We start from the raw sequence: 10,338 nt of genomic DNA on the forward strand, positions 1-10,338 counted from the left end.
CAACAAAGATCCGCGGGCCTTTCGAGACGACGAATTCGACGTCCAGCGTCAGGTCACGCTCGTTCCGGGTAACGCGCGGCTCGATGTTGATAAAGTCCAGACCTTGACTCAGCGCAATGCCTTCCAGACGGCCGATCGCAGACTCGATGATGCTGGGCGAATAGACCACGCCCGGTTTCAGGCGCACGACTTTTTCAAAGATCGGGATATCGACAGTCGGCAGGTCCGACGACACCGATACGGCGCCAAGGCGGAATTGCTGGCCTTCGCGGATGTTGAAGTTCAGCACGAAACCATCGCGGTTCCGGGTCAGCTCGGACGCGACCGACAGAACCTGCATGTCGATGTAACCGCGCGACATGTAGAAATCACGCAGCACCTGTTTGTCGAACTCGATCCGGTCGGCGATATAAGTGTCCGATCGCACGATCGCGCGCAGCAGGCCTGCCTGCTTGGTGCCCAGCACCCGGCGCAGACGACGGTCGGAATAGATGCGGTTTCCGACAAAGGAAATGCGGCTGATCTCGACGATCTTGCCGTCGGTAATCTCGAACACCATCTCGACGCGGTTGTCGCTGCGGCGAATGATGCGCGGGTTCACCGTCGCGGCAAGACGGCCAAGCTGATCATAGGCGGTAACGATGGCGGCGGCATCGGCCTCGGCGGTGCGGGGGCTGTAGACATGGCGCGACTGGGATTGGATCAGCTTTTCCAGATCCTCGTCATCCAGACGTTTGTTGCCTTCAAAACTGATGACGTTGATCGTCGGATATTCGACCACCGTGATCAAAAGCGTCCGTCCGCGCGGCTCCAGATCGACCTGTTCGAACAAACCGCTGTTGACGATGTTCTGATAAGCAGTGTTCAGACCGGCCTGAGTCACCTCTTTGCCCGCAGCGATTCCTGCGTAACTGAGGATCGTCGCGTCATCGACACGCTGATTTCCCTCGATATCGAAGGAGTTGAAATTATAGGTCTGCGCCTGGGCTGGCGTTAACGCCGCCGCACAAACCATTGTAATCATGGTAAAAAATGCAACAAAAAATTGCCGCAAGCCAATTGCGCGACCCCGGAAGGTCGCGGTCTCACCGCCGCTTGTGATGGTCATCGGTTTATCCCGTGCAGACACCATTATTTGTCCCCTGACTAACGGGTCGAGGGGGGCTTGTCAAAAGCCATGGGGCAAAAACGAAACACGCCGCCCGGTGGGCGGCGTGTTTAGCGAAATTCAGCTTATTCACTGGTCAGAGAAGCGACCCAATGAACGCACCGCCAGTCAGCGCAGCAAAGATTGCAGCGAAATAGAAAAGGCGATCCCAGTTCAGGTTCACAAGAACCGAAAGGCCGCGATATCCGGTAGCGATCGTATGCATGGCTTTGCCCTCCTCGGATGGCAATCATTTGACTGTCGTGTCCGAAAATTAATGGGCAAATAAGGCGGCAATGCGGCGAGAACGCGAAAGCTTAGGGGCAAAACAAGTCGTTGGTAAGGGCGAACACCATCATGCCCAACAGAAAGGTTAACCCCAAAGTCATCAGGAATTTCAACACCTTGTCACTGGGAGGCCGGCCTGTAACCGCCTCATAGACGTGAAACACCAGATGCCCGCCATCCAGAACCGGAATCGGGAACAGGTTCAGCAGGCCCACAGCGGTCGACAGAACCGCGATGAACCAGATAAAGCTGGACACCCCCTGGCTGGCCGCCGCGCCCGAGGTCTGGGCAATGCCCAGCGGGCCGCGCAGATTGCACGAGCTGATCGCCCCGGTCACCATATGATACAGGCCGGAAATGCTGGATTTGACGATGAACACGGTCTGATCCATGCCATAGCCCAAGGCGGTGCCGATGCCCGGCGTGCGGGTCTGCGGGGTAAAGAACAGCCCGCCCGTCATGCCGATCAGCCAGCGGGTTTCAAAGCCGCCATCCTCGGTCGGCAGATCGACCCGGCGCGGCGCCAGCGTCACGTCGAACTGGCGGCCCTCGCGCCAGATCGTCAGCGTCATTTCGGCGCCATCCGAGCTGGTGACGATCTCTTGCAACTGGTTAAAGGCGGCGATGGCCTGACCATCGACGGCCAGAATGACATCGCCCTTCTCAAGCCCGGCATCCATCGCAGCCGAGCCCGGCTGAAGCGCCCGCACCAGCGGCGGGAACGGATACGGCCCCGGCACCGATTGTTCGGACCCGTCGCGGATCACCGTATAAGGCAGCGGCGCGGTCACTGGCAGATCGGTCAGCGCCTCGTAAAACGCGGTGTAATCCGGGGTCGCGCGGCCATCCAGCGCCAGCAATTGGTCACCGGGCAGCAGACTGCCGGCACTGACCGGCAGCGGTTGCATGGTGGCAATGGTCGGCGGCTCGACCGCCTCGCCATCAATCAGGATCACGGCGGAAAACACAAAAATCGACAGGGCAAAGTTAAAGATCGGACCCGCCGCCACCGTCGCCGCCCGCGCCCAAAGCGGCGCGCCATGCATCGTGTGGCGCAGGGTCGCGGCGTCCATGTCAGCCAGCACATCGCTGGCCTTGTCGCTGGCCACCCCGGCATCGCCAAGGAATTTCACATAGCCCCCGAACGGCAGCGCCGCCAATTGCCATTGCGTGCCCCACTTATCGCGGCGCGACAGCAGAACCGGGCCAAAACCCAACGAGAACACTTCGGCATGAATGCCCGACAGGCGTCCGACGATATAATGACCGTATTCGTGAATGGTCACGATGATGCTGAGCGCCAGCACAAACGCGGCAAGCGTATAGATGATGTTCCCGAAGGACGGAATCTGACCTAAAATGTCCACGCAATAAACCTTTACTGCTCGTTTCTCTTCAGACCTTCAGCCGCATAGTGACGCGCGGTCTGGTCCAGTTGCAATACATTCTCAAGTGAAATCGGGGCGTCAATAAGGCCCGATTGGCCCGAAACCCGGTCCAGAACATGTTCGACGATCCCGGCCATTTCCAGAAACCCGGCCTCGCCCGCGATAAAGGCGTCCAGCGCGCGTTCCTTGGCGGCGTTGAACACCGCCCCGGCCAATCCGCCCATCGCCATGACCTCATAGGCCAGCCGCAGCGCCGGATAGCGCGCCGGGTCGGGGGCGCGGAAATTCAGCTGACCGATCCCGGCCAGATCCAGCCGCGCCACCGGCAGTTCGGCGCGTTCGGGCCAGTTCAGCGCATAGCCGATGGCGTGGCGCATATCGGCGGCGCCCAGATGCGCCATCAGCGCCCCGTCGCGGAACCCGACCAGCGCATGAACCAAGGATTCCGGGTGAACCAGAACCTCGATCTGATCGGGTCGAACGCCGAAGAATTCTTTGACCTCAATGACTTCCAGCGCCTTGTTAAACATCGACGCGCTGTCGATCGTGATCCGCTGGCCCATGTCCCAATTCGGATGCGTCGCCGCCTGCGCCGGCGTGGCCGAGGCCAGATCCTGAACCGGCCAATCGCGGAACGCCCCGCCCGAGGCGGTGATGATGATCCGTTCGACCGCCGCGATGTCTTCGCCCACCAGCCCCTGAAAAATCGCCGAATGCTCGCTGTCCACCGGCAGGATCGTCGCGCCATGGGCGCGCGCGGTCTGCATCAGCAGCGGCCCGGCGGTGACAAGGCTTTCCTTGTTGGCCAGCGCCAATGTCGTGCCATGTTCCAGCGCCCGCAGCCCCGGTTTCAGGCCCGCCGCCCCAACGATGGCGGACATAATCCAGTCCGCAGGCCGGGTCGCGGCCTGTTCAACCGCCGACTCGCCCGCCGCGACCTCGATCCCGGTGCCCGCTAGCGCGTCGCGCAGGTCGGCATAACAATCGTCGAATGCCGTCACCGCCAGATCGGCGCGCAGACGTTTGGCCTGTTCCGCCAGCCGCGCCACATTGCGGCCGCCGGTCAGGGCGACGATGTCATAGGTCTCAGCCCCCCCTGCCCGGTCGATCAGATCAATGGTGTTTTCGCCGATCGAGCCGGTTGAGCCGAAAATCGTGATGCGCCGCATGAGGGTCAGAACCTCACTTCGGGGATGACGACGAATTGCGACACGATCAGCATGACCAGCGCCGCCCCCAGCAGCCCGTCGAACCGGTCGAACAAACCGCCATGGCCGGGGATCAGCGCCGAGCTGTCCTTGACACCCATCCGCCGCTTGACCGCGCTTTCGGCAATATCACCCATCTGGCTGGCCAGCGACAGCGCCGCCGAGATCACCGGCAGCGTCAGCCCGGCATTGGTGAATTGCAGGAACGCCACACCCACCAGCGCCGCCGCGATCCAGCCCGCGATGGTGCCGGACCATGTTTTCTTGGGGCTGATCGCGGGCCAGAATTTCGGGCCGCCGATCATCCGCCCGGCGAAATAGCCGAAAATATCAGTGGCGATCACCACCAGCACCAGCCAGATCAGCCAAACCATGCCGTAATTGTCGCGGAACATCGACAATCCATATCCGGCCAGCAGGATCACCACTGCATAGGCGGCGAAAATCATCCGGTTCTGTTTCAACAGCGACACGCCGACCAGCGCCGGGGCCACCAGCAGCGGCAGCACGTAAACTCCGGGCAAGGCCCGCGCCAGCAACACCGCCGCGCCGCCCAACAGCGCCAGTTGCACCGCGGCCGCGCGGGCGTCGGGATTGGTCATCCGCGACAATTCCCACAGCATCAGCCCGCTGACCAACGCTGCCAGCGCCGCAAACCACGGGCCACCGGCCCAGATCAGCGCCACACCAGCCACGGCCATCAACAGCCCCGAGGTCAGCCGAGTCTTCAGATCCTCCCAGCGCGCCGAGGCCATCAGGATTGCACCCCGCCATAGCGCCGTTCGCGTCCGGCATAGCGGCCGACGATCTCGGCAAAGTTTTCCTTGGTGAAATCGGGCCACAGGATCGGGGTGAATTCATATTCGGCATAGGCGGATTGCCACAGCAGAAAGTTGCTGATCCGCGCTTCGCCGCTGGTGCGGATCACCAGATCGGGATCGGGCAGCACGCAGGTATCAAGGAACCGCGCCAGCGTTTCAGCATCGACATCCTCGGGGTCCAGCCGCCCGGCGGCGACCTCGCGGGCAAGGCGTTTGGTGGCGCGGGCCACCTCATCGCGGCCGCCGTAATTGATCGCCACGGTCAGGTGAACCAGATCATTGCCCGCGGTCAGTTCCTCAAGTTCGTTCATCAGCGCCACCAGCTTCGGCTCAAGCCGGTCGCGGTCACCGATGAACCGCACGCGCACGCCCTGGGCAAGCAAAGCCTGCGCCTCTTTGGTGATATAGCGCCGGAACAGCGTCATCAGGCCGGTGACTTCGGCTTGCGTGCGCTTCCAGTTCTCGGTCGAGAAAGCAAAGATCGTCAGATAGCGAATGCCCAGATCCGGACAGGCCGCGACGATCTCGCGAACCCGGGCGGCGCCGGCACGATGGCCGAACAGCCGTGGCTGACCGCGATTTTGCGCCCAACGCCCGTTGCCATCCATGATGATGGCGACGTGGTCGGGTCCGCCGTCTGAACCGTTAGATTCCGCCAAGCGCGGCCCCCTGTCTGTGTGCTGCGCGGCCGTCATACGGGCATCAGACCTGCATGATTTCCTGCTGCTTGTGTTCCAGCGCCTTGTCGACACGCGCAATCGCGGCATTGGTCAATTCCTGCACTTCGTCGGACCAGATCTTGTTGTCGTCCTCGCTCATGCCGGCGGCCTTGGCTTTCTTCAGCTGGTCCATGCCATCGCGGCGCACATTGCGGATGGCGACACGGGCGTGTTCGGCATATTGCGCGGCGACCTTGGTCAGCTCGCGGCGGCGTTCTTCGTTCAGTTCGGGGATCGGCAGCATGATGATGGTGCCGTTGGTCTGAGGGTTGATGCCCAGACCCGATTCCATGATCGCCTTTTCCACCTTGTTGACCAGCGACTTGTCCCAGACGTTGATCGTGACCATGCGCGGCTCGGGCACGTTGACGGTGCCGACCTGGTTGATCGGGGTCAGCGACCCATAGGCGTCCACCATCACCGGCTCGACCATCGAGGCCGAGGCCCGGCCGGTGCGCAGCGATGCGAATTCCGTGCGCAGCGCCGCAAGGGCGCCGTCCATGCGGCGGTTCAGATCGTCCAGATCAATCGAAAGGTCTTCTTCAGACATGCCCTTACCCTTTTATTGTCTTGGCGGCATTTGGCCCTGTTGCCGATGCTATAGCCTTATCCGTGCACGATTGTATAGGTGCCTTCCCCGGCCAGAATACCACGGAAGCCGCCGGGCTCGTCCAGCGAGAACACGATGATCGGCAGATTGTTATCGCGGGCCAGCGCGATCGCCGAGGCATCCATGACCCCCAGATGTTTTTGCAGCACATCGTCATAGGTGATGTCGTCATAGCGGACGGCATCGTCGAATTTCACCGGGTCCTTGTCATAGACACCATCGACCTTGGTGCCCTTGAAGATCGCCTCGCAGGCCATTTCATTGGCGCGCAGGGTCGCGGCGGTATCGGTGGTGAAATAAGGGTTGCCGGTGCCGGCGGCAAAGATGCAGACGCGTTTTTTCTCAAGATGGCGCACGGCGCGGCGGCGGATATAGGGCTCGGCCACCTCGTCCATGCGAATGGCGCTGATGACGCGGGTATGCACGCTGATGCCTTCCAGCGCCGACTGGACCGCCAGCGCGTTCATCACCGTTGCCAGCATCCCCATGTAGTCGGCGGTGGTGCGCTCCATCCCCTGCGCGCTGCCCTGCAGGCCGCGGAAGATGTTGCCGCCGCCGATGACCATGCAGATCTCGACCCCCATCTCATGCACGGTTTTCACCTCTTGCGCGATGCGCTGAACGGTGGGCGGATGCAGGCCGAACCCCTGCGGCCCCATCAGGGCCTCGCCCGAGATTTTCAGCATGACACGGCTATAGGCTGGCGTCGGCTCGGCAGTGTTTCCGTCGCTCATAGTGGATATTCCTTGGGTGTTGTCTTGGCGTTTGCAGCAAAATGTCGGAAAAGCGCAAAAGGTTCAACGCATAACACGAGGTTTCCCCTGACTGATTTGCCACATATCGACCCGGACCGGCCGGTTCTGATCGCGGGGCCGACGGCCTCGGGCAAGTCGGCGCTGGCGCTTGAGATCGCCCGGCGTCAGGGCGGGGTGATCGTGAATGCCGATGCGTTACAGGTATTTGACGGCTGGCGCATCCTGACCGCGCGGCCCACGGCGCTGGACGAGGCGGCGGCACAGCACCTGCTTTATGGCCATGTCGCCTATGATGCCGAGTATTCGGTCGGCCATTGGCTGCGCGACGTTGCGCCGCTGTTGGGCGGGCCGGACCGGCCGATCATTGTCGGTGGCACCGGGCTTTATTTCACCGCGCTGACCGAAGGTCTGGCCGAGATTCCCGCCACGCCCCCGGACATCCGGGCCGAGGCCGACCGCCGCCGCGACACTGAGGGCTTTCAGACGCTGCTGGCCGAACTCGACCCCGCCACCCGTGCGCGGGTCGATCCGCTGAACCCGATGCGGGTGCAGCGCGCGTGGGAGGTGCTGCGCGCCACCGGTCGCGGGCTGGCCGATTGGCAGGACGACACGCCGCCGCCGCTGGTGCCGCTGGCCAAGGCGCAACCGCTGGTGCTGAACGCCGATCGCGATTGGCTGGCGGCGCGGATCGACCGGCGCTTCGATCTGATGATCGAAGCCGGCGCGCTGGATGAGGCCCGCGCCATGCTGCCGCTGTGGAACCCGGCGCTTCTGTCCTCCAAGGCCATCGGCGCCCCAGAGCTGATCGCGCATCTGCGCGGCGAAATGCCGCTTGAGGCCGCGATTGCCGCCGCCAAGATCGCCAGCCGCCAATACGCCAAACGCCAGCGCACATGGTTCCGCGCCCGGATGCGTGATTGGCAGCCAATTGATTGCGATTAGACACGCTTGGGCAAAACTCGGTTTTTGCTGAATATTTTGTTTGATTCGGCCCGAATCGCCCCCTAGGGTTGACCCAAATCAGCCTTGGAAAAGACCCCTGCCATGCCCGGAACAGACCTGCGTATCATCCCGCTGCCCACGCTTTTCAAAGGCGGAAAATGGCGGGTCGAAGCGATGCGCAGCTATAGCGTCGATCAACTGATCTGGGTCACGCGCGGTCAGGGCCGCCTGACGGTTGGCGGTGTCACTCGCGGCTTTGGGGCGCATAATGCGGTGTTCATTCCGGCCCATACCACCCATAGTTTCGAAGCCGCCGCAGGTGTGTTCGGCATGGCGGTTTTCCTGCCCGCCGATCTGGGGCTGAACCTGCCGTCGACCCCCTGCCATCTGCGGATCCGCGAGGCGCAGGATCAGAACGAATTGTCGATCGTTCTGGACAATCTTCTGCGCGAGGCCGAATCTGATCGCCCTGCCCGACAGACCGCGATGCAGAATCACGCCGGGCTTTTGGCGGTCTGGCTGGAACGCCAGCGCATGGAGCACGAGGATTCTCTGGCCCCGACCACCGCCGCCCGCCGTCTGGTGCGCCGCTATGCCGAACTGGTCGAGCGCGATTTTCACAGCCCGGCCTCGGTGTCGGACTATGCCGGGCAACTGGGCGTCACCTCGACCCATCTGACGCGGGTGTGCAAACAGACTTGCGGCAAGACCGCGTCGCAATTTCTGGCCGACCGCAAGATCGCCGAGGCGCGGCGGCTGCTGGCCGATACCGGCCTGCCGGTGAAGCAGATCGCCAAGGGGTTGGGCTTTAATTCGCCGGCCTATTTCACCCGCGCGTTCCAAGGCCATACCGGCGCGACGCCGTTGGGATTTCGGAAATCGGTCGTCTAGACCGGCGCGGGCTTAGCTGCCCCAGATCGCTTTGACGTAATTGCGGGTCTCTTTATAGGGCGGCACGCCGCCGTGCTTTTCCACCGCTTTCGGCCCGGCGTTATACGCCGCCAGCGCCAGACGCCAGCTTCCGAACGCGTCATATTGTTCGCGCAGATAACGGGCGCCGCCTTCAAGGTTTTGCTGCGGGTCATGCGGATTGACGCCCAGCACCCGCGCGGTCTCCGGCATCAACTGCGCCAGACCGATCGCGCCCTTGTGGCTTTTGGCCGTGGGGTTCCAGCCGCTTTCCTGCTGAACCAGCCGCAGGAACAGATCCTCGGGCACACCATAGCGGCGGGCGGCGGCGCGGGCGGGTTGGAAATACGGGCTGTCGAACCGGCCGTAATAAGGCATCGTGCCATAGTCGGACGGGGTGATCACCGGCGCCGGTTGCAACCGCACCGAATTGGCATATTGCGTCGCGGCGCGGGTATCCAGAACCTTGGTCTGCGAGCGAAACAGCGCCGCCCGAGATTTCCCGGCGGCCAAGGTTTCAGCCGCAGCCGACCCGGCTGCAAGCGCGACGATACAACAAACCACTACTGGACGGCCCAATCGGGTCATACCCTGCCCCACTCGTTTCTAAGCAGGCGCACTATACTAATTTTTCGGAAAATCGCCAGTCCTCAGTCGGATCTGCGGCGCTGCGCCACAGAATCGGCAGGATTTCACCTGCTCTGGCCGTTGTTGTCGCCGATCAGCGATTGCGACATCAGGTCTTCCAGCAGCAGGCTGATCAGCGGCCCGCGCCCGGTCACGCCCGCCTTGCGATAGATCGCGTTCAACTGGGTTTTCACCGTGCCTTCGCGGGTGCCGCGCAATTCGGCGATTTCGGGGATGGCAAAGCCTTTCATGGTAAAGGCCGCGACATCGGCCTCGGCGGCGGTCAGGCCCCAGTTGCGGAAATAGCTTTCCATCAGGTCATGCAGCGCGCCCGAAGCGATGGACAGACCGCGCTCGGCCCGGGCATGGCGGCGCATCAGTTGCGCCAGCACCTGACTTTGCACCACAACCCCGATGCTGAGCGCGAAAGCACCGATCATCTCGACCATCTGGTGAAAATCGCCAAACACTTTGCCGTTCAGCTCCTGATAGTCCTTGATGATGTCATGCAGAAAAATCGCCGCGCACAGCGCCTGCACGAAGATCACCGCCGCCAGAACATAGCCCTGGCGCGGGATCGGAGGTTGTGGGGGCGTTGGCCGTGATGTCACTGGACTGTCCTGTCATTCGGAATGTCCTTATAGCCGGAGACCATCGCGCGGGGAAGGTTCACTCCAGTGCGGCGGCTTTCAAAGATCACCGCTGCGACATGGACCGCGACCGAGATCGTCAGCCAGACCACAAGACCCTCGTGCAGTTCCTCGAACATGTCCGAGCCCCAGAACATCCGCGTGGTCATCATCCAGCCGGTGACCCCGATCGCCGCCACGGTCGCCAGCAGGTTATAGATCATCAGCGCCCCCAGGGGCGTATGCCCCAGATGCACGCCCTCGCGGCCGGTGGCCATATCCGCCACCTGCCCCA

General features: G+C 62.5%; 12 protein-coding genes. 2 read left to right on the forward strand and 10 right to left on the reverse strand.

The genetic code is table 11. From position 1 onward, the window contains the following. From ABYW26_RS05185 to pyrH, 7 genes are all read right to left on the reverse strand, one after another. Nucleotides 1-1,024: POTRA domain-containing protein (locus tag ABYW26_RS05185; RefSeq protein WP_372603726.1), on the reverse strand; the 1,024-nt coding region annotated here is incomplete at its 3' end. Between the two features lie 440 nt (nt 1,025-1,464). Next, nucleotides 1,465-2,802 (reverse strand): RIP metalloprotease RseP, encoded by a 1,338-nt coding sequence (gene rseP / locus ABYW26_RS05190; RefSeq protein ID WP_372603727.1) that lies wholly within the window; start codon nt 2,800-2,802, stop codon nt 1,465-1,467. Between the two features lie 11 nt (nt 2,803-2,813). After that, nucleotides 2,814-3,992: a 1-deoxy-D-xylulose-5-phosphate reductoisomerase gene (gene dxr, locus ABYW26_RS05195; RefSeq protein ID WP_372603728.1), complete on the reverse strand. Its 1,179-nt coding sequence runs from the start codon at nt 3,990-3,992 to the stop codon at nt 2,814-2,816. A 5-nt stretch (nt 3,993-3,997) separates the two neighbouring features. Beyond that, nucleotides 3,998-4,786 (reverse strand): phosphatidate cytidylyltransferase, encoded by a 789-nt coding sequence (locus tag ABYW26_RS05200; protein ID WP_372603729.1) that lies wholly within the window; start codon nt 4,784-4,786, stop codon nt 3,998-4,000. Next, a complete protein-coding gene (gene uppS, locus ABYW26_RS05205; protein WP_372603730.1) occupies nt 4,786-5,511 on the reverse strand; it encodes a polyprenyl diphosphate synthase in 726 nt (241 codons plus the stop codon). Before uppS ends, ABYW26_RS05200 begins: the two co-directional genes overlap by 1 nt. A gap of 43 nt (nt 5,512-5,554) precedes the next feature. Continuing rightward, nucleotides 5,555-6,121 carry a ribosome recycling factor gene (frr, locus tag ABYW26_RS05210; protein ID WP_372603731.1) on the reverse strand — a complete coding sequence of 189 codons (567 nt, stop codon included), beginning with the start codon at nt 6,119-6,121 and terminating at the stop codon, nt 5,555-5,557. Nucleotides 6,122-6,177: 56 nt separating this feature from the next. Continuing rightward, entirely contained in the window at nt 6,178-6,915 is a 738-nt protein-coding gene (gene pyrH, locus ABYW26_RS05215) for a UMP kinase (protein ID WP_372603732.1), read from the reverse strand. An 87-nt stretch (nt 6,916-7,002) separates the two neighbouring features. Here pyrH and miaA point away from each other — a divergent pair, with 87 nt between their 5' ends. Then, entirely contained in the window at nt 7,003-7,878 is an 876-nt protein-coding gene (gene miaA / locus ABYW26_RS05220) for a tRNA (adenosine(37)-N6)-dimethylallyltransferase MiaA (RefSeq protein ID WP_372603737.1), read from the forward strand. Nucleotides 7,879-7,980: 102 nt separating this feature from the next. Next, nucleotides 7,981-8,769: an AraC family transcriptional regulator gene (locus ABYW26_RS05225; protein WP_372603733.1), complete on the forward strand. Its 789-nt coding sequence runs from the start codon at nt 7,981-7,983 to the stop codon at nt 8,767-8,769. Between the two features lie 12 nt (nt 8,770-8,781). Here ABYW26_RS05225 and ABYW26_RS05230 read toward each other — a convergent pair whose 3' ends face one another. From ABYW26_RS05230 to ABYW26_RS05240, 3 genes are all read right to left on the reverse strand, one after another. Further along, nucleotides 8,782-9,375: a lytic transglycosylase domain-containing protein gene (locus ABYW26_RS05230; protein ID WP_372603734.1), complete on the reverse strand. Its 594-nt coding sequence runs from the start codon at nt 9,373-9,375 to the stop codon at nt 8,782-8,784. Nucleotides 9,376-9,479: 104 nt separating this feature from the next. Beyond that, nucleotides 9,480-10,025, reverse strand: coding sequence for a helix-turn-helix transcriptional regulator (locus tag ABYW26_RS05235; RefSeq protein WP_372603735.1), 546 nt, complete (start codon nt 10,023-10,025; stop codon nt 9,480-9,482). Next, on the reverse strand, nt 10,022-10,338 hold a 317-nt coding region (locus tag ABYW26_RS05240; protein ID WP_372603736.1), incomplete at its 5' end, for a cytochrome b/b6 domain-containing protein. The genes ABYW26_RS05235 and ABYW26_RS05240, both read right to left, overlap by 4 nt.

The sequence above is a fragment of the Actibacterium sp. genome, from assembly GCF_041584535.1.
In the GTDB taxonomy this organism is placed as follows: Bacteria; Pseudomonadota; Alphaproteobacteria; order Rhodobacterales; family Rhodobacteraceae; genus Actibacterium_D.

Coding starts and splice junctions, on each gene's coding strand:
- pyrH (WP_372603732.1), bottom strand. CDS start 6,915: ATGAGCGACGGAAACACTGCCGAGCCGACGCCAGCCTATAGCCGTGTC.
- ABYW26_RS05230 (WP_372603734.1), bottom strand. CDS start 9,375: ATGACCCGATTGGGCCGTCCAGTAGTGGTTTGTTGTATCGTCGCGCTT.
- frr (WP_372603731.1), bottom strand. CDS start 6,121: ATGTCTGAAGAAGACCTTTCGATTGATCTGGACGATCTGAACCGCCGC.
- dxr (WP_372603728.1), bottom strand. CDS start 3,992: ATGCGGCGCATCACGATTTTCGGCTCAACCGGCTCGATCGGCGAAAAC.
- ABYW26_RS05225 (WP_372603733.1), top strand. CDS start 7,981: ATGCCCGGAACAGACCTGCGTATCATCCCGCTGCCCACGCTTTTCAAA.
- ABYW26_RS05200 (WP_372603729.1), bottom strand. CDS start 4,786: ATGGCCTCGGCGCGCTGGGAGGATCTGAAGACTCGGCTGACCTCGGGG.